This window comes from Rubrivivax soli (assembly GCF_049810355.1).
Lineage (GTDB): Bacteria > Pseudomonadota > Gammaproteobacteria > Burkholderiales > Burkholderiaceae_C > Rubrivivax.
Genome location: NZ_CP187368.1, coordinates 1,415,848 through 1,432,987, shown reverse-complemented (window position 1 = coordinate 1,432,987; position 17,140 = coordinate 1,415,848). Strand labels below are relative to the sequence as shown.

General features: G+C 70.8%; 15 protein-coding genes and 1 riboswitch. Of the genes, 3 read left to right on the top strand and 12 right to left on the bottom strand.

Annotated features, from left to right (window positions below; translation table 11 throughout):
• Positions 1-75: 75 nt before the first annotated feature.
• From ACPOLB_RS06465 to ACPOLB_RS06410, 12 genes are all read right to left on the bottom strand, one after another.
• A complete protein-coding gene (locus ACPOLB_RS06465; protein ID WP_425260481.1) occupies positions 76-1,143 on the bottom strand; it encodes an ABC transporter ATP-binding protein in 1,068 nt (355 codons plus the stop codon).
• Between the two features lie 5 nt (positions 1,144-1,148).
• Positions 1,149-2,018, bottom strand: a complete 870-nt coding sequence (locus tag ACPOLB_RS06460) for a carbohydrate ABC transporter permease (protein WP_425260480.1) — start codon at positions 2,016-2,018, stop codon at positions 1,149-1,151.
• Positions 2,015-2,884, bottom strand: coding sequence for a carbohydrate ABC transporter permease (locus tag ACPOLB_RS06455; protein ID WP_425260479.1), 870 nt, complete (start codon positions 2,882-2,884; stop codon positions 2,015-2,017). The genes ACPOLB_RS06460 and ACPOLB_RS06455 overlap by 4 nt, the downstream gene beginning before the upstream one ends.
• A 54-nt stretch (positions 2,885-2,938) precedes the next feature.
• The gene (locus tag ACPOLB_RS06450; RefSeq protein WP_425260477.1) at positions 2,939-4,183 is read right to left on the bottom strand and encodes an ABC transporter substrate-binding protein; all 1,245 of its coding nucleotides are present in this window, start codon (positions 4,181-4,183) and stop codon (positions 2,939-2,941) included.
• 59 nt (positions 4,184-4,242) lie between these two features.
• Complete coding sequence (locus ACPOLB_RS06445; protein WP_425260476.1) at positions 4,243-5,433, bottom strand: maltoporin; 1,191 nt, start codon at positions 5,431-5,433, stop codon at positions 4,243-4,245.
• Between the two features lie 122 nt (positions 5,434-5,555).
• Positions 5,556-6,995 (bottom strand): sensor histidine kinase, encoded by a 1,440-nt coding sequence (locus ACPOLB_RS06440; RefSeq protein ID WP_425260475.1) that lies wholly within the window; start codon positions 6,993-6,995, stop codon positions 5,556-5,558.
• Between the two features lies 1 nt (position 6,996).
• A complete protein-coding gene (locus ACPOLB_RS06435; RefSeq protein ID WP_425260474.1) occupies positions 6,997-7,692 on the bottom strand; it encodes a response regulator transcription factor in 696 nt (231 codons plus the stop codon).
• A gap of 40 nt (positions 7,693-7,732) precedes the next feature.
• Entirely contained in the window at positions 7,733-9,124 is a 1,392-nt protein-coding gene (locus tag ACPOLB_RS06430) for an L-serine ammonia-lyase (protein WP_425260473.1), read from the bottom strand.
• A 13-nt stretch (positions 9,125-9,137) separates the two neighbouring features.
• On the bottom strand, positions 9,138-12,071 hold the full coding sequence (gene gcvP, locus ACPOLB_RS06425) for an aminomethyl-transferring glycine dehydrogenase (RefSeq protein ID WP_425260472.1): 2,934 nt from the start codon (positions 12,069-12,071) through the stop codon (positions 9,138-9,140).
• A 27-nt stretch (positions 12,072-12,098) separates the two neighbouring features.
• A complete protein-coding gene (gene gcvH / locus ACPOLB_RS06420; protein ID WP_425260470.1) occupies positions 12,099-12,473 on the bottom strand; it encodes a glycine cleavage system protein GcvH in 375 nt (124 codons plus the stop codon).
• Positions 12,474-12,522: 49 nt separating this feature from the next.
• The gene (gene gcvT, locus ACPOLB_RS06415) at positions 12,523-13,686 is read right to left on the bottom strand and encodes a glycine cleavage system aminomethyltransferase GcvT (RefSeq protein ID WP_425260468.1); all 1,164 of its coding nucleotides are present in this window, start codon (positions 13,684-13,686) and stop codon (positions 12,523-12,525) included.
• 170 nt (positions 13,687-13,856) lie between these two features.
• A riboswitch (glycine riboswitch) is annotated at positions 13,857-13,956 on the bottom strand.
• Positions 13,957-13,979: 23 nt separating this feature from the next.
• On the bottom strand, positions 13,980-14,816 hold the full coding sequence (locus tag ACPOLB_RS06410) for a hypothetical protein (protein ID WP_425260467.1): 837 nt from the start codon (positions 14,814-14,816) through the stop codon (positions 13,980-13,982).
• 40 nt (positions 14,817-14,856) lie between these two features.
• Here ACPOLB_RS06410 and ACPOLB_RS06405 point away from each other — a divergent pair, with 40 nt between their 5' ends.
• The 3 genes from ACPOLB_RS06405 to ACPOLB_RS06395 are packed head-to-tail and all read left to right on the top strand — an operon-like array spanning position 14,857 to position 17,125.
• On the top strand, positions 14,857-15,330 hold the full coding sequence (locus ACPOLB_RS06405) for a CoA-binding protein (protein ID WP_425260466.1): 474 nt from the start codon (positions 14,857-14,859) through the stop codon (positions 15,328-15,330).
• Between the two features lie 7 nt (positions 15,331-15,337).
• Entirely contained in the window at positions 15,338-16,621 is a 1,284-nt protein-coding gene (locus tag ACPOLB_RS06400; RefSeq protein ID WP_425260465.1) for an O-acetylhomoserine aminocarboxypropyltransferase/cysteine synthase family protein, read from the top strand.
• Positions 16,622-16,645: 24 nt separating this feature from the next.
• Positions 16,646-17,125, top strand: coding sequence for a DUF456 domain-containing protein (locus ACPOLB_RS06395; protein WP_425260464.1), 480 nt, complete (start codon positions 16,646-16,648; stop codon positions 17,123-17,125).
• The last annotated feature ends 15 nt before the right edge of the window (positions 17,126-17,140 follow it).

Genomic DNA, 17,140 nt, shown 5'->3' with positions numbered 1-17,140 from the left:
GCACCGCGGGCGCATGCAAGTGCCGGACCCGGCGGCGCGCGCTGCCTGTGCAGCGGGCCGGTCGGGTGCGGTCGCTCAGGCCAGCCGGCGGCCGTCCAGGCTGTCGAACAGGTGCACCTGCTCCGCGCGCCATTGCAGGTGCACGCGCTCGCCCACCGCCAGCGGTGGCGTGCCCGGGATGCGCGCCGTCAGCGCGCCCACCGGCGTGTCTGCGGTGACGTAGGTCTCGGGCCCGGTGGGCTCGATCATCGACAGCGTGCCCGGCAGGCCGCTGTCGGCCAGCCGCAGGTCTTCCGGGCGCAGGCCGTAGTCCACCTCGCCCGGCGCGGCCAGCCGCTCGAGCGCGGCATGCTGCGCGTCGGTGGCGGCGAGTGCGGTGCCGTGGGCCAGCAGGCCGCCGCCGCTGCGCGTGGCACGCAGCAGGTTCATCGCCGGCGAGCCGATGAACTCGGCGACGAAGCGCGTGGCCGGCCGGTTGTAGATGTCGGCCGGCGTGCCGAACTGCTGCACGAGGCCGTCCTTCATCACCGCGATGCGGTCGCCCAGCGTCATCGCCTCGACCTGGTCGTGCGTGACGTAGACCGTGGTCGTCTTCGTGCGCTGGTGCAGCAGCTTGATCTCGGCACGCATCTCCACGCGCAGCTTGGCGTCGAGGTTGCTCAGCGGCTCGTCGAACAGGAACAGCTTCGGGTCGCGTGCCAGTGCGCGGCCCATCGCCACGCGCTGGCGCTGGCCGCCGCTGAGCGCGCCGGGCTTGCGGTCGAGCAGGTGGCCGATCTGCAGCATCGCGGCCACGCGCTGCACGGCGGCGTCGCGCTCGGCCTTCGGCACCTTGCGCATCTCCAGCGCGAAGGCGATGTTCTGCGCCACGTTCATGTTCGGGTACAGCGCGTAGCTCTGGAACACCATCGCGATGTCGCGGTCCTTGGGCGCGGCGTGCGTGATGTCGCGCCCGCCCAGGTGGATGCTGCCGCTGGTGGGTGTGTCGAGCCCGGCGATGCCGTTGAGCAGCGTGCTCTTGCCGCAGCCCGAGGGCCCGACGAGGATGAGGAACTCGCCGGCGGCGATCTCGATGTCGATGCCCTTGAGGATCTCGACGCGCCCAAAGGTCTTGCGCACGTTGCGGATGGACAGTGCACCCATGATGTTCACCCCTTGACGGCGCCGGCCGTGAGCCCGCGCACGAAGTACTTGCCGGCGACGGCATAGACGATCAGCGTGGGCAGGGCGGCGATCAGCGCCGCGGCCATGTCCACGTTGTATTCCTTGACGCTGCTGCTGGTGTTGGCCAGGTTGTTCAGGCCCACCGTGACGGGCTTGCTGTCGGCGCCGCTGAAGACCACGCCGTACAGGAAGTCGTTCCAGATGTTGGTGAACTGCCAGATCAGCGTCACCACCAGGATCGGCGTCGACAGCGGCAGCACGATGCGCGTGAAGATGCGCCAGAAGCCGGCGCCGTCGAGCATGGCGGCCTTGACCAGCTCGTCGGGCAGGCCGACGTAGTAGTTGCGGAAGAACAGCGTCGTGCTCGGGATGCCGGCCAGCACGTGCACGAAGATCAGGCCCCAGATCGAGCTGGCGATGCCCAGCCAGCCCAGCACCTGGCTCATCGGCAGCAGCACCACCTGCATCGGCATGAACACGCCGAACAGCAGCAGCGCGAACATCGTCTCGCTGCCGCGGAAGCGCCACTTGCTCAGCACGTAGCCGTTGAGCGCGCCTAAAGCCGTGGACACGGCCACCGCCGGCAGCACCATCAGCACGCTGTTCATGAAGAAGGGCTGCAGGCCGCCGCAGTCGGTGCCGGTGCAGGCGCTGCCCCAGGCCTTGGCCCAGGCGTCCAGCGTCGGGTCGGTGGGCCACGACAGCAGGCTGCCCTGGCGCACCTGCTCCATGTCCTTCAGCGAAGTCGCCACCATCACGTACAGCGGCGCCAGGAACCAGGCGGCGAACACCAGCAGCACGGTCCACAGCAGCAGGCGGTGCCAGGTCAGGCGCGGTGTGGGGCGGGTCGTCATCGCTTGGCCCTCAACTCGGAGTACAGGTAGGGCACCACGATGGCCGCGATGGTGGCCAGCATCACCGTGGCGCTGGCGGCTCCCAGGCCGATCTGGCCGCGCGAGAACGCCATCGCGTACATGAAGGTCGCGGGCAGGTCGGTGGCGAAGCCCGGGCCGCCGGCGGTGAGCGCCATCACCAGGTCGAAGCTCTTGATGGCCAGGTGGCTCACCACCATCAGCGTGCTGAAGAACACCGGCCGCAGGCTCGGGATGACGATGCGCCAGTAGATGCGCGGCAGGCTCGCACCGTCGACCTGCGCGGCCTTGAGGATGCTGTCGTCGATGCCGCGCAGGCCGGCCAGGAACAGCGCCATCACGAAGCCCGCGCTCTGCCAGACGCCGGCGATCGCCACGCAGTAGATGGCCTTGTCGGGGTTGACGAGCCAGTCGAACGTGAAGCTCTCGAAGCCCCACTGCTGCACCAGCCGCTCGAGCCCCAGGCCGGGGTTGAGCATCCACTTCCAGGCCGTGCCGGTGACGATGAAGCTGATCGCCATCGGGTACAGGTACACGGTGCGCAGCACGCCCTCGGCGCGGATCTTCTGGTCCAGCAGCACCGCCAGCAGCAGGCCGATGCCCATCGCGCCGCCGATGAAGAGCGTGCCGAAGACGGCCATGTTGGTCAGTGCGACGCGGAAGCGTTCGCTCTCCCACAACGCCGCGTACTGCGCGAAGCCGACGATCTCGTAGTTGGGCAGCAGCCGCGAGGCGCTGATGGACAGCAGGCCGTTCCAGGCCATCAGGCCGTAGATGAACAGGAAGCCGAGCACGAAGCTGGGCGCGACCACCAGTTGCGGCAGCCAGGAGTGGCGGGGGGCGTGCATGGGTTGGCGCGGAGGCGGGGCCGCCGTCGCCGGCGGCCCCGGTGCTCTACCTCTTCACTTCGTGCGGGCGGCGGTGACGAGACGGCCCTGGGCTTGCGCCGGGCTCATCTTGTCGTCGTTCCAGAACTGCGACACCACGTCCTTGATCGCGCCTTCGGTGGCCGAAGGTACGGCCATGCCGTGGGCGATGGACGGCACCAGCGCGCCGGTCTTGGCCGTGGCCACGAAGTCGGCGGCCGAGAGCTTGGCGCAGTCGTCGAACTTGTCGAGCTTCAGGCCCAGGCGCACCGGGATCGAGCCCTTGTTCAGGTTGAAGCTCTCCTGGAACTCGGGCGACAGGATGGCCGAGGCCAGGTCCTGCTGCGCCTTCTGGTTCGCGGTGTTCTTCAGCTGGAACAGCGCGAAGCTGTCGACGTTGTAGGTGAAGCTCTTGGCCGTACCCGGTGCGGCTGCGCAGACGAAGTCCTTGCCCGGCACCTTGCCCGCGGCGACGAACTCGCCCTTGGCCCAGTCGCCCATCAGCTGCATGCCGGCTTCGCCCTTGATGACCATCGCCGTGGCCAGGTTCCAGTCGCGGCCCGGGGCGTTCTTGTCGGTGTAGCCCTTCACCTTCTTGAAGGTCTCCAGCACCTTCAGCATCGTCGGGCCCTGCAGCGTGGCCGCGTCCAGCTGCACCAGTGCCTTCTTGTAGAAGTCGGCACCGCCCACACCCAGCGCCACGCTCTCGAAGGTGGTGAAGTCCTGCCAGTTCTGGCCACCGTGCGCCACGGGGATGATGCCGGCCTTCTTCAGCGCCTCGGCCGCGACGAAGAACTCGTCCCAGGTCGTCGGCAGCTTCGCGCCGGCCTTCTTCAGCGCCTCGGGGTTGGCCCAGATCCAGTTGACGCGGTGCACGTTCACCGGTGCGGCGACGTAGCTGCCCTTGTACTTCAGGCCGTCGGCGATGGCCTTGGGCAGCAGCTCGTCCCACTTCTCGGCCTTGGCCAGGGTGTCCATGTTGGCGAGCACGCCTTCGCGCGCCCATTCCTGGATCGACGGGCCCTTGATCTGCGCCGCGGCCGGGGCGTTGCCCGAGACCACGCGCGACTTCAGCACCGTCATCGCCGAATCGCCGCCGCCACCGGCGACCGCGAAGTCCTTCCAGACGTGGCCCTTCTTCTGCATCGTGGCCTTGAGTTCGGCCGCGGCCTTGGCTTCGCCGCCGCTGGTCCACCAGTGCAGCACTTCGACGTCGCCGGCGCGGGCCGACAGGCAGGCGCAGGCGAGGGCCAGGGCGCCGAGACGGGGAATGGTCGTCATGAACGTGTCTCCTTGGAATCCGGGGGCATCCGTGCGGATGCGCAATTAGGACAGGGGGATTAGAACCACCACTCGACCTGGGCGCCATAGCTGGTGCCCGAGGTCTTGTCGGCGAAGGCGGCCTGGCCGGTGACGTTGCCGGCAGCGTCGTTCCACTTCGCGGTGGTCACGTACAGGCGGAACTCCGGCCGGGTCCAGAAGTCGGGGCCGACCGACAGCGTCGGCGCGATCGTCAGCTTGGTCAGCTTCGCCGTGGCGCCACCCTCGGGCTTGAACTGCGAATAGCCGGCCTCGGTGACGAGCTTGAAATTGCGCGTGAAGGCGTACGAGATGCGCCCGCCGACGCTGGCCGAGTCGGTCTGCACGCCGGCGGCGTTCTTCTCGCTGGCCAGCAGCAGCATGGCCTGGCCGCCGAGCGCGCCACTCTGGCCGTTGATGCTTTCCACGATGCGCCAGCTCTTGGCCGACGAGCCGGCCGTGAGGTCGCCGAAGTTGGCGTTCAGCGCCGTCGAGCCCTGCGCGTACTGCACGAAGAGCGTGTTGCTCAGCCCGGTGCCGAAGAGCTTGCCCTGGTCGTGGCGCAGCGTCAGGCCGAAGCCGCTCTTGCCGCCGGTGAAGTCGCCCTTGGTCGCGGTGGCGAAGATGTTCAGCGCGCCGTCGGTGCCGGTGGGCAGGCCCAGGTACTCCACGTTGACGCGGTTGCCCGGCTTCGCGGCATCGGCGTCGGTCTTGTAGAAGGCCACGCCCAGCTTGCCCGCGCCCAGCGGCTGGTTCTTGAAGCCGGCGCCGACGCCGACCATCTCGACGAAGAAGGTGTCGACGATGTGCACGTCACCGCGGCGACCACGCTCCTTGCCGATCCAGAAGGTGGCGTCGGGCGCGATGTCGAAGCCCTTGGCCTCGGCCCACAGCTGCGCGATCGACAGGCCTTCGCCGTCGGTGTCGGTGGCGCCGGTGTAGTGGCTGGTCATCAGCGCCACCTGGTAGTCGATGCCGTCCTTATGGAAGCCCTGCGCGAGCTGGAACTCGCCGTAGAAGTCGCACTCGTTGCCCAGCCGGTACTTCATGCCGGCGCTGCCGCCGCCCAGGCCGTAGCAGGCGCGCGCGGCGTTGTCGGTGCTGGTGAGGCCGGGGCCGGCGCGGAAGTAGCCGGTCCAGTTCACGGCCTGGGCGCTGCCGGCGGCCAGGGCCAGCGGGGCCACGGCGGCGGCCAGTCGGGCCAGCGCAGCGAGGGGCGATCTTGCGGTCATGTCAGACGTCTCCTGAGTGGGTCGGGGACCTCACGCCGCAGCTGTCTGAACGCAGCATGAACGTAAGGCGGCGTTAATGTGCCGCACAGACGTTCAAGTAGTCTCTAGGTATTAACGAGAAATTAATCTTTCTGCAGCGGCAGCCAGAGCTGGACGCGCAGGCCTCGGGGCTGGGCCGGCAGCGCCACCGCGCGGCCGCCGTGGCGGGTGGCGATCTCGCGCACGATGGCCAGGCCCAGGCCGCAGCCGCTGCCTTCGTGCGTGGCGCGGTAGAAGCGACCGAACACGGCCTCGAGCTGGTCGGGCGCGATGCCGGGGCCGTTGTCGGCCACCTCCAGCACCGCCATCACGCCGTCGCGGCGCACCGACAGCGTCACCTCGGCGCCGCGGCCGGCGTAGCGGATCGCGTTGTCCACCAGGTTCACCACGGCCTCGCGCAGCAGGGCCTCGTTGCCCAGCACGGACACCGGCGTGCTGCCGGGCGCGACGTCGTCCACGCCGAGGTCGATGCCGGCCTGCAGCGCGCGCGGCACGTGGTCCGACGCCACCTCGGCGGCCAGCGCCGCCAGGTCCACGCGTTGCAGCGGCAGCGTGCCCGCGGCCTCGGGCTCGGCGCGGGTCAGCGTCAGCAGCTGGTTCACCAGGTGCGCACCGCGCACCGCGCTCTCGTGCACACGCTGCAGCCGGGCCGTCAGCGCGGGGTCGTGGTTCTCGCCGAGTGCGAGCTCGGCCTGGCTCTTCAGCCCGGCCAGCGGCGTGCGCAGCTGGTGCGCGGCGTTGCTGACGAAGCGGCGCTGCGCCGCCACGCTGTCCTGCACCGCGGCCAGCAGCTGGTTCACCGCGGTGGCCAGCGCGCGCACCTCCTCGGGCGCGGCCTGGGGCTGCAGCGGAGCGAGGTCGTTGGGAACGCGGTTCTCGACCTGCGCGCGCAGCCGCGCCAGCGGCGCCAGGCCGGCGCGGATGCCGGCCCAGACGATCATCGTCATCAGCACGATCAGCGCCGACAGCGGCAGCACCGTGTCCATCAGGATCGCGCGCGCCAGCTCGTCGCGGCTGGCCTGGCTGCGCGCGATCTGCACCAGCATCACCTGCCGGCTGCCGGCGGCACCGGCAGCCGCGGGCTCGCCCGCCTCGCCGATCGGCACGTACAGCGCCGCCACGCGCAGGCGCAGGCTGTCGATCTGCGCGTCGTAGAAGTAGGGCTCGCCCAGCCGCGGCGGTGTCGCGCCGGGTGGCAGCGGCAGGCGGCGATTGCCCAGGATGAACTGGCCCGGCGGCGTGCTCACCATGTACGAGACGCGGTCGTCGGGGTCGGCCTCGATGATGTCCTGCGCCGCGCGCGGGAAGTCGATGAACAGCCCGTTGCCGATGGGCTTGACCTGCCGCGCCAGCGCGCGCGTGGCCTGCAGCAGGCTGGCGTCGATGCCGCGGTTGGCGTAGCGCTGCGCGACGTTGAAGGTGACGAAGGCCGCCGCCAGCCACAGCACCAGCTGCGGCAGCAGCAGCCACAGCAGCAGCTGCCGGTGCAGCGAGCGCTGCAGCCAGGGGCCGCGGCCGGCCACGTCAGCCGGCCTCGAGCAGGTAGCCCAGGCCGCGCACGGTGCGGATGGCCACGCCCGAGCCTTCGAGCTTGCGCCGCAGGCGGTGGATGTAGACCTCGATCATGCCCACGCCGGCCGGCGGCTCGCCGCGGTCGGCGCTGCGGTCGGCGTTCCAGGCCTGCGTGATCTGCTCCTTGTGCACGACGCGGTTGCGGTGCGCCAGCAGCAGGTCGAGCAGCTCCCATTCGCGCGGCGACAGGTCCACGGGCGCGCCGTCGACCAGCGCGCGGCGGCCCTCGCGGTCCAGGCCCAGACGGCCGACCTCGGGCACCGCGCCGGGCACGCCCGCCACCGGCGGCCGCGTGCGCCGCAGCAGCGCGCGGATGCGCGCTTCCAGCTCGGGAAAGTCGAAGGGTTTGGTCAGGTAGTCGTCGGCGCCGGCGTTGAGGCCGGCGACGCGGTCGTCCAGGCCGTCCAGCGCCGTCAGCACCAGCACCGGCAGCTGCGGCTTGCCCACGCGCACGTGCTTCAGCACCGTCAGGCCGTCGACCATGGGCAGGCCGATGTCGAGCACCGCGGCGTCGAAATCCTGCTTGGCCAGCAGGTACTCGGCGACCGCGCCGTTGGGCGCGTGCTCGACCGCGAAGCCGGCGTGTTCGAACTGCGCCACCAGCGCGTCGGCAAGGATGGCGTCGTCTTCGGCAAGCAGCAGGCGCATCGCGCCAGCTTAATGCCTTAACGAAGCTTGAACACCCGGGCTAACACTCGACGATGTTGACCGCCAGGCCGCCGCGCGCGGTTTCCTTGTACTTGCTCATCATGTCGGCGCCGGTCTCGCGCATGGTCTTGATGACCTGGTCGAGGCTGACGAAGTGCGTGCCGTCGCCGCGCAGCGCCATGCGCGCGGCGTTGATCGCCTTCACCGACGCGATCGCGTTGCGCTCGATGCAGGGGATCTGCACCAGCCCGCCCACCGGGTCGCAGGTCAGGCCCAGGTGGTGTTCCATGCCGATCTCGGCCGCGTTCTCGGCCTGCGCGGGCGTGCCGCCCATCACCGCGCACAGCGCGCCGGCGGCCATGCTGCAGGCCACGCCGACCTCGCCCTGGCAGCCGACCTCGGCGCCGCTGATGCTGGCGTTTTCCTTGTAGAGCAGGCCGATGGCAGCGGCGGTGAGCAGGAAGTCCACCACGCCGCGTTCGTCGGCGCCCGGCACGAAGCGCGTGTAGTAGTGCAGCACCGCCGGCACGATGCCGGCCGCGCCGTTGGTCGGCGCGGTGACGACGCGGCCGCCGGCGGCGTTTTCCTCGTTCACGGCCAGCGCGTACAGGTTCACCCAGTCCAGCACCTGCAGCGGGTCGCGCAGTGCGGCTTCGGGGTGGGCCGTGAGCGCCGCCTTCAGCGCCGCCGCGCGGCGCTTGACCTTGAAGCCGCCGGGCAGCGTGCCATGCGTGTTGCAGCCGCGGGTCACGCACTCCTGCATCACGCGCCAGATCATCAGCAGCCCGGCGTCGATCTCGACGTCGCTGCGCCAGTGGCGTTCGTTGCGGCGCATCACCTCGGCGATGCTGCAGCCGAGCTGCCGGGTCAGCGCCAGCAGCTCGTCGCCGCTGTGGAAGGGGTGCGGCAGCAGCGTGGTGTCGGGCGCGATCGCCTTGTGGCGGCTGCCGTCGGCCGCGACCTCGTCGCTGACGACGAAACCGCCGCCCACCGAGTAGTAGCAGCGTTCCTGCAGCACCGCGCCGTCGGCATCGAACGCCGTGAAGCGCATGCCGTTGGCGTGGAACGGCAGCGTCTCCCGGCGGTGGAACTTCAGGTCCGTCTTCTCGTTGAAGCCCACCCGCTGCCGGCCCAGCAGCACGATGCGCTGCTTGCCGCGCGTCTCGGCCAGCATCTCGGGCACCTTGTCGATGGCCACCGTGTCGGGCTCGTGCCCGGCCAGGCCCAGCAGCACCGCCTTGTCGCTGCCGTGGCCCTTGCCGGTGGCACCCAGCGAGCCGTAGAGCTGGCTGCACACCCGTGCCGTGCGCTCCAGCTGGCCTTCGTGCGCCAGCCGCGCGGCGAACAGCCGCGCCGCGCGCATCGGGCCCACGGTGTGGCTGCTGCTGGGGCCGATGCCGATCTTGAAGAGGTCGAAGACGGAGACGGCCATGGGGTGCGTCGGCTCAGTCCTGGTACGCCGACAGCGGCACGCAGCTGCAGAACAGGTTGCGGTCGCCGTAGACGTTGTCGACGCGGCCCACCGGCGACCAGTACTTCTGCCGCCGCAGCCCGGCCACCGGGTACGCCGCTTCCTCGCGCGTGTACGGGTGCGACCAGTCGGCGCGCAGCAGCGAGGCCGCGGTGTGCGGTGCGTTCTTCAGCGGGTTGTCGTCCTGCGGCCAGGCGCCGGACTCCACCTTCGCGATCTCGGCGCGGATGGCGATCATCGCGTCGCAGAAGCGGTCCAGCTCGGCCAGCGGTTCGCTTTCGGTGGGCTCCACCATCAGCGTGCCGGCCACCGGGAAGCTGAGCGTGGGGGCGTGGAATCCGTAGTCGATGAGGCGCTTGGCCACGTCCTCGGCGCTGATGCCCTTGTCCTTGCCGGTGCGCTCCTTCAGCGGGCGCAGGTCGAGGATGCACTCGTGCGCGACACCGCCGCCGCGCAGGCCGTCGATGTTGCCGCTGTAGTGGATGTCGTAGTGGCCGGCCAGACGCGCGGCCACGTAGTTGGCGCTGAGGATCGCCGTCTCGGTGGCGTGCCGCAGGCCTTCGGCGCCCATCATGCGCACGTACATCCAGCTGATCGGCAGCACGCCGGCGTTGCCCAGCGGCGCCGCCGAGACCGCGCCCACCGGGCTGTCGCCCAGGCCTGCCGTGCGGTGGCCCGGCAGGAAGGGCACGAGGTCCTCGACCACGCACACCGGGCCCACGCCCGGGCCGCCGCCCCCGTGCGGGATGCAGAAGGTCTTGTGCAGGTTCAGGTGGCTCACGTCGCCGCCGAATTCGCCGGGTGCCGCCACGCCGACCAGCGCGTTCATGTTGGCGCCGTCGACGTACACGCGCCCGCCGTGCTGGTGCACCAGCGCGCACAGCTCGGTGACGCGGGCCTCGAACACGCCGTAGGTGCTGGGGTAGGTGATCATCACCGCGGCCAGGTTCGCGCTGTGGGCCTCGCACTTGGCGCGCAGGTCGTCGAGGTCGACGTTGCCCATCGCGTCGCACTTCACCACCACCACCTGCATGCCCACCATCTGCGCGCTGGCGGGGTTGGTGCCGTGCGCCGACTCGGGGATCAGGCACACGGTGCGGTGGCCTTCGCCACGCGACAGGTGCCAGCCGCGGATGGCCAGCAGCCCGGCGTACTCGCCCTGGCTGCCGGCGTTGGGCTGCAGGCTGATGCCGGCGTAGCCCGTGGCCTGGCTGAGCCACGCGCAGAGCTGGTCGTTCATGGCCCAGCAGCCGGCCAGCTGGTCTTGCGGCGCAAACGGGTGCAGGTTGGCGAACTCGGGCCAGGTGACGGGGATCATCTCGCTGGTGGCGTTGAGCTTCATCGTGCACGAGCCCAGCGGGATCATGCTGCGGTCCAGCGCCAGGTCCTTGTCGCTCAGGCTGCGGATGTAGCGCAGCATCTCGGTTTCCGAGTGGTGGCTGTTGAACACCGGATGCGTGAGGAAGCTGCTGGTGCGGCGCAGCGCCTCGGGGATCATCGGCTCGATGCCCTTCTCGAAGGCCGCCATGTCGGGCAGCGCCTGGCCCGGCTGCGCGAACAGCGCCCACAGCGCGCGGACGTCGTCGCGCGTGGTGGTCTCGTCCAGCGCCATGCCCAGCATCGTGTCGCCCCACTCGCGGAAGCGGCGCAGGTTCATGCCCGCGGCCACCGCGCGCGCGGCGATGGCTGCCGTGTCGGCGCCGGTGTCGACGACGATGGCGTCGAAGGCCGTGCTGCTGCGCACCGCCACGCCCATGTCGCGCAGGCCGTGGGCCAGGATTGCGGTGTAGCTGGCCACGCGCTGCGCGATGCGCTTCAGGCCCGCCGGGCCGTGGTAGACCGCGTACATGCTGGCGATGACGGCCAGCAGCACCTGCGCCGTGCAGATGTTGCTGGTGGCCTTCTCGCGGCGGATGTGCTGCTCGCGCGTCTGCAGCGCCAGCCGGTAGGCCGGATCGCCGTGGCTGTCGACGCTGACGCCGACCAGCCGGCCCGGCATGCTGCGCTTGAACTCGTCGCGGCAGGCCAGGTAGGCGGCGTGCGGGCCGCCGGCGGCCATCGGCACGCCGAAACGCTGCGTGGTGCCGAGCGCGATGTCGGCGCCGAGCTCGCCCGGCGGCGTGATCAGCGTCAGCGCCAGCAGGTCGGCGGCCACGATGAACGCCGCCTGGTGGGCGTGGATCCTCGCCGCGTCGGCGCGCAGGTCGTGGATGCTGCCGTCGGTGGTGGGCAACTGCACCAGCACGGCGAAGTAGTCGCCGCCGGCGATCAGCGTGTCCCACTCCTGGGCCGAGTTCGCCAGCACCACCTGCAGGCCCAGCGGCACGGCGCGCGTGCGCACGACCTCGATGGTCTGCGGGTGGCAGTCGCCGGCCACCACGAAGGTGTTGCTCCTGCTCTTGACGCTGCGCTTGGCGAGCGTCATCGCCTCGGCGGCCGCGGTGGCCTCGTCGAGCATCGAGGCGTTGGCGATCGCCATGCCGGTGAGGTCGCAGACCATGGTCTGGAAGTTCACCAGCGCTTCCATGCGGCCCTGCGAGATCTCGGCCTGGTAGGGCGTGTAGGCCGTGTACCAGGCCGGGTTCTCGAGGATGTTGCGCAGGATGACGCCCGGCGTGTGCGTGCCGTGGTAGCCCTGGCCGATGAAGCTCCTGAGCACCTTGTTCTTCGATGCCAGCGCCTTCAGCTCGGCCAGCGCGGCCTGCTCGGTCAGCGGTGCCGGCAGCGCCATCGGCACCGTGCGCGCGATGCTGCGCGGCACGATGGCCTCGATCAGCGCGCGGCGCGAGGCTGCGCCGATGACGGTCAGCATGTGCCGTTCGTCGTCTTCATACGGCCCGATGTGGCGGGCGACGAACTCGCTGCTGTTCTCCAGCTCGCCGAGCGGCTTCAGGGCGGACATCAACATGGTGGGCAATCTTCCAGCGCGGGTGGGTTACAGCGTCTTCAGCAGCGCGTCGTACGCGGGCGGGTCCATCAGCTGGTCGAACTCGCCCATCTCGGTGACGTGCACCTTGAAGAACCAGCCGTTGCCCATGGGGTCGCTGTTGGCCAGCGACGGGTCGGCACGCAGCGCCTCGTTCACCTCGACCACTTCGCCGGTGACCGGCATGAAGATGTCGGCAGCGGCCTTCACCGATTCGACGACGCCGGCGATCTCGCCCTTCTTGTAGGTGCGGCCCACTTCCGGCAGATCGACGAAGACCACGTCGCCCAGCGCGTCCTGCGCGTGCAGCGTGATGCCGACGACCGCTGCCTCGTGGTCTTCGATGTTGATCCATTCGTGGTCGGGCGTGAACATGGTGGTCATCGGCGGGGCTCCTTGGGCTGCGGAAGTGGTTCGGACGGTGGGTGCAGGGTCAGCCGCGCACGTAGCGGTGCGGCTGGAAGGGCATGGGGCTCACGCGCATCGGCAGGCGCTTGCCGCGCACCTCGGCATACACCTCGTGCTGCGGCAGGGCGTGGTTGATCGGCAGGTAGGCCATCGCCACCGGCTGGTTGACGCTGGGGCCCAGCGTGCCGCTGGTCACGGTGCCGAGCTTGTGGCCGTGCGCGTCGACGAGGGCCGTGCCTTCGCGCACCGGCGCGCGCTCCAGGCCGACGAGGCCGACACGCTTGCACGGCGGGCCGCTGGCCAGCTGCGCCTCGATGGCCGCGGCACCCGGGTAGCCGCCGGCGCGCGCGCCGCCAGGGCGGCGCACCTTCTGGATGGCCCAGGTGAGGCCGGCTTCCACGGGAGTCGTGCGTTCGTTGATGTCGTGCCCGTACAGGCACATGCCGGCTTCCAGGCGCAGCGTGTCGCGGGCGCCCAGGCCGGCGGGCTGCACCTCGGGCTGGGCCAGCAGGGCCTCGGCCAGCGTCACCGCGTGTCCGGCCGGCACGCTGATCTCGAAGCCGTCTTCGCCGGTGTAGCCCGAGCGCGTGACGAAGCAGCGTGCGCCGGCCAGATCGAACGCGCCGCCGGTCATGAACACCAGGCCGGCCACGCCCGGGTGCAGGCGCGACAGCGCCGCCACGGCCTGCGGGCCCTGCAGCGCGAGCAGGGCGCGCTCGGGCATGGGGACCACCTGGCAGCGGTGCCCGATGTGGGTGACGAGGTGGCGCGTGTCGGCGTCCTTGCAGCCGGCGTTGACCACCAGGAACAGGTCGCCGAAGTCGGCCGCGTCGGCGGCGGCGGGCCGCACCACCATCAGGTCGTCGAGCAGGCCGCCGCTGGCGTTGGTGAAGAAGGCGTAGCGCTGGCGGCCGGCGCCCAGGTCGACCACGTCCACCGGCACCAGGCTTTCCAGCGCGGCCGCGGCGTCGGCGCCGACCAGGCGCAGCTGGCCCATGTGCGAGACGTCGAACAGCGCCGCGCTCTCGCGGCACTGCTTGTGCTCGGCCATCAGGCCGGCGGGGTACTGCACCGGCATCGCATAGCCGGCGAAAGGCACCATGCGTGCGCCCAGGCGCAGGTGCAGCGCGTGCAGCGGCGTGGTGTGCAGTGCGGCGGCGGGTGTGCCGGGGGTGTTCGGGTCGGACATGGCGGACTTTCCTTCGGCGGTGGGCGGATCCACGCACCGCCCAGGTCGGTGAATGGGCCCCCGCTGTCCGCTTTACCTGAGAGATTCGGCCCACCCCGGTCGGTGCGCCTTGCCCCTTCGGTGGGCCGCCTGCGCCGGTGTGACCCGGTGGGCGGCCTCTCTCCAGTGAGGAAGGAAAGTCAGTCCTTTTGCCTGAGCGTTCGAGGTGCTGGACCCCTGCGCCTTCGGCGGCCCGCATGCTCCACGCGGGCTCTCTCCTGACGGCGCGCAGTGTAGCAGCGCGGCGCGCGATGCTAGAAGCTCAGCTGCACCGAGAGCGCAGGGCCGTGGCGGCGGTAGTCGAGCACCGTGCGGTCCACGAAGAGGAAGCCCCAGGTCACGTCGATGTTGGCCTCCAGCACCTGGTAGCCCAGCCCGATGGCGAGGTTCGGCGCAGCGCGCCACAGCAGTGTGGCCGAGGCAGCGGCGTAGTCCTCGCCGGGCGTCAGATCGAGACGCCCTGCGAGCTGCCAGGTCGGCGCCAGCGCCACCGTCCCGTACAGGCCCAGCAGCGGCAGCACCACGCCCTCGCGCAGGCTGTCGTCTGCCACCCGGTCGGGCGGGCTGCTGCCGGCAGGCGTGCCGCGGAGCTGCCGCGCCAGCGTGAGGCCGTGCCCGCCGAAGCTCAGGCCGGCCTCGGCCGTGTCGGACAACAGGAACGAGAAGCCGCCCTGCACGCGCCACTGGCGCAGCTGTGTGCGCGAGCGGAGCGTGCTGCCGCCGGCGTAGACGATGCCATCGACATTGGTGTCCTGCGCCAGCACGGTGCTGCCGTCGCGGCGTTCGCTGGCGGCGCCGAGCTCGATGCGCCAGCGCTCGCCGATGCGGCGGCCGAAGCCCAGCGCCCACACCGTGCCGCTGCGCGACGTGCCCAGCGTCTGTTCGGTGTCGACCGGGGGCGCGTAAGGCGTGTCGAAGATGTCGTAGGACTGCGACACGCTGCGCACACGGGCGGCAGCGGCATCCAGCTGCAGCCAGGTGCGCTGGTCGAAGCCGGCAGGCCCGGCCTGCGACCACGCCGGTGTCGGCGCCCACAGCACGGCGAGGCAGGCGCCTGCCAGGCCAGCGCGGCTTCGGACAGAGTGCTGCATGGCCAATCTCCCCGCTGTGATTGGTCGGTAGTATGCCCACATGGCCGACGACATCCCCAGCCTGCGCCGCATCCTGCAACAGTGCCGCACCATCGCCGTGGTCGGCCTGTCGGCCGAGTGGCACCGGCCGAGCTACTTCGCTGCCAAGTACATGCAGCAGCACGGCTACCGCGTGGTGCCCGTGAACCCGCGCTACGCCCAGAACCACGCCGAGATCCTGGGCGAGCGCTGCCACGCGCGGCTCGAGGACATCCCGTTCCCCGTCGACATGGTCGACGTCTTCCGCAAGCCCGCCGACGTGCCGCCGATCGCGGCCAGCGCCGTGGCCATCGGCGCGAAGTGCCTGTGGCAGCAGCTCGGCGTGATGAACCTCGAGGCCGACGCGACGGCACGCGCCGCCGGGCTGGAGACGGTGATGGACCGCTGCGTGAAGATCGAGCACGCGCGGCTGTTCGGCGGCTTGCACTGGGTCGGCGTCGACACGCGCGTGATCTCGGCCCGGCGCCCCGTCTGAGCACTCCATGGCCGACCACGTCTTCCGCCCCGAGACCCTGGCGATCCACGCCGGGCAGATCCCCGACGCCGCCACTGGCGCGCGCGCGCTGCCGATCTACCAGACCACCAGCTTCGTCTTCGACAGCGCCGAGCACGCGGCCAGCCTGTTCAACCTGCAGACCTTCGGCAACGTCTACTCGCGGCTCAGCAACCCCACGGTCGCGGCGCTGGAAGAACGCGTCGCGGCGCTGGAGCGCGGTCGCGCTGCGGTCGCCAGCGCCAGCGGCATGGCGGCCGAGGCGATGGCGCTGATGACCATCCTGCAGGCCGGCGACCACGTGGTCGCGGCCGGCGCGCTGTACGGCGGCAGCGTCACGATGCTGGCGGTGAGCCTGCGCAAGTTCGGCATCGAGACCAGCTTCGTCGACGCCACGCGGCCCGAGGCCTTCGCCGCGGCGATGCGCCCGAACACGCGTGCGGTGTTCGCCGAGACGCTGGGCAACCCCAGCCTGGTGGTGCTGGACATCGCGGCCATCGCCGCCGTGGCGCACGCGCATGGCGTGCCGCTGGTGGTGGACAACACGGTGCCCAGCCCCTTCTTGTGCAACCCGCTGGCGCACGGCGCCGACATCGTGGTGCACAGCGCCACCAAGTACCTGGCCGGGCACGGCACCACGCTCGGCGGCGTGGTGGTGGAGGGCGGCCGGTTCCCGTGGGACAACGGCAAGTTCCCGGGCATGACCGAACCCAGCGCCGGCTACCACGGCGTGAAGTTCTACGAGACCTTCGGCGACTTCGGCTTCAGCATGCGCTGCCGCATGGAGAGCCTGCGCGTGTTCGGCGCCGCGCTGTCGCCCGCCAGCGCGTGGCAGATCCTGCAGGGCGTCGAGACGCTGCCGCTGCGCATGGAACGCCACTGCAGCAACGCGCTGGCGGTGGCCAAGTTCCTGCGCGACGACCCGCGTGTGGGCTGGGTCAACTACCCCGGCCTGCCCGAGCACCCGCAGCACGCGCTGCTGCAGCGGCAGATGCGCGGCGCCTCGGGCCTGCTGGCCTTCGGCGTGCGCGGCGGGCTGGCGGCGGGTGTGCGCTTCATCGAGGCGGCGCAGTTCATGAGCCACCTGGTGAACATCGGCGACACGCGCACGCTGATCAGCCACCCGGCCAGCACCACGCACCGCCAGCTCAGCGACGAGCAGCAGTTGGCCGCCGGCGTGCCGCCGGACATGGTGCGCATCTCGGTGGGGCTGGAGCACATCGACGACATCCTGTGGGACATCGACCAGGCGCTGGCGCAGGCCTGCACCTGAAACCACCAGCAGCAGGGAGAACGCGTGGACATCGTGTTGTGGATCGGGGTCGTGGTGCTCATCGTCGTGGGCATCGCAGGCACCGTGCTGCCGGCGCTGCCGGGCACGCTGTTCGTGCTGGCCGGCGTGGTGCTGGGGGCGTGGATCGACGACTTCACCCGCGTCGGCGGCTGGACCGTCGTGGCGGTGGCCGTGCTGGCGCTGCTGGCCTGGGTGCTGGACTACGCCGCGGGCCTGATGGGTGCGCAGCGCGTGGGCGCCAGCCGCCAGGCGCTGATCGGCGCGGCCATCGGCACCGTGGTCGGCATCTTCATGGGGCTGGTGGGCGTGCTCTTCATGCCGCTGGTGGGCGCGGCGGCGGGCGAGTACCTGGCGCGGCGCAACCAGCAACAGGCGCTGAAGGTCGGCGTGGCCACCTGGCTGGGCATGATGATCGGCATGGTGGCCAAGGTGGCGCTGGCCTTCGTGATGGTGGGCGTGTTCATCGTCGCACTGGTGTTCTGAGCGCTGCGCGCCCGG

What these genes read in the sequence shown, in the direction of transcription:
- ACPOLB_RS06410 (WP_425260467.1), bottom strand. Translation starts at nt 14,816, where the DNA reads ATGCAGCACTCTGTCCGAAGCCGCGCTGGCCTGGCAGGCGCCTGCCTC.
- ACPOLB_RS06450 (WP_425260477.1), bottom strand. Translation starts at nt 4,183, where the DNA reads ATGACGACCATTCCCCGTCTCGGCGCCCTGGCCCTCGCCTGCGCCTGC.
- ACPOLB_RS06405 (WP_425260466.1), top strand. Translation starts at nt 14,857, where the DNA reads ATGGCCGACGACATCCCCAGCCTGCGCCGCATCCTGCAACAGTGCCGC.
- ACPOLB_RS06445 (WP_425260476.1), bottom strand. Translation starts at nt 5,433, where the DNA reads ATGACCGCAAGATCGCCCCTCGCTGCGCTGGCCCGACTGGCCGCCGCC.
- ACPOLB_RS06460 (WP_425260480.1), bottom strand. Translation starts at nt 2,018, where the DNA reads ATGACGACCCGCCCCACACCGCGCCTGACCTGGCACCGCCTGCTGCTG.
- ACPOLB_RS06465 (WP_425260481.1), bottom strand. Translation starts at nt 1,143, where the DNA reads ATGGGTGCACTGTCCATCCGCAACGTGCGCAAGACCTTTGGGCGCGTC.
- ACPOLB_RS06455 (WP_425260479.1), bottom strand. Translation starts at nt 2,884, where the DNA reads ATGCACGCCCCCCGCCACTCCTGGCTGCCGCAACTGGTGGTCGCGCCC.
- gcvP (WP_425260472.1), bottom strand. Translation starts at nt 12,071, where the DNA reads ATGTTGATGTCCGCCCTGAAGCCGCTCGGCGAGCTGGAGAACAGCAGC.
- gcvT (WP_425260468.1), bottom strand. Translation starts at nt 13,686, where the DNA reads ATGTCCGACCCGAACACCCCCGGCACACCCGCCGCCGCACTGCACACC.
- gcvH (WP_425260470.1), bottom strand. Translation starts at nt 12,473, where the DNA reads ATGACCACCATGTTCACGCCCGACCACGAATGGATCAACATCGAAGAC.
- ACPOLB_RS06435 (WP_425260474.1), bottom strand. Translation starts at nt 7,692, where the DNA reads ATGCGCCTGCTGCTTGCCGAAGACGACGCCATCCTTGCCGACGCGCTG.
- ACPOLB_RS06400 (WP_425260465.1), top strand. Translation starts at nt 15,338, where the DNA reads ATGGCCGACCACGTCTTCCGCCCCGAGACCCTGGCGATCCACGCCGGG.
- ACPOLB_RS06430 (WP_425260473.1), bottom strand. Translation starts at nt 9,124, where the DNA reads ATGGCCGTCTCCGTCTTCGACCTCTTCAAGATCGGCATCGGCCCCAGC.